A 456-nucleotide genomic window follows, 5' to 3' on the forward strand; every position below is an offset into this window, starting at 1 on the left:
GCCCATTGTGAGTCATATTCGCCCTGACTTTCCAGAACCATATGAATCGCCCGTTGACAGACTTCGGGGGAAAAACGAGTATTTTTAGTCATCCTGTTTACCTCTTTCTCAGGAAGTTTAGTCTCCAGGATTCCCGGGGCGGTTCACTGCCATAAAGTTATGTTCCTGACGTATGTATTCGTCCCGCAGGAATCAACCAACTGATTTATCTGAATTTATCATGCCCCTCAACTCTGATTTTATTCATCTTGTTTACCGAATCGGGTATATCTGATAACTGTCCCGATAAGACTTTTTGTTTCGCCAGCATAATCTCTTTTTCAAGCTTTTGAAGTTCTTTTATATAGTCATTCTTCCCTTCTTCATCAGCCGGTGAAATGCTCTCAGGAAGACGCTTCATTGACTCATCTACAGCATCATCCATTCTGTCAAGAGCTTCAAGAAGCTCCTTTTTAT

Annotated in this window: 1 protein-coding gene; it reads right to left on the reverse strand. The window is 41.9% G+C overall.

The window, feature by feature from the left end; genetic code table 11:
• Window positions 1–205: 205 nt before the first annotated feature.
• Window positions 206–456, reverse strand: a 251-nt coding sequence (locus K0039_RS21250; RefSeq protein WP_228106886.1) for a cytochrome b562, incomplete at its 5' end; no start/stop codon positions are given.

Source organism: Terrisporobacter mayombei (assembly GCF_020748465.1).
Classification (GTDB): Bacteria; Bacillota; Clostridia; order Peptostreptococcales; family Peptostreptococcaceae; genus Terrisporobacter; species Terrisporobacter mayombei.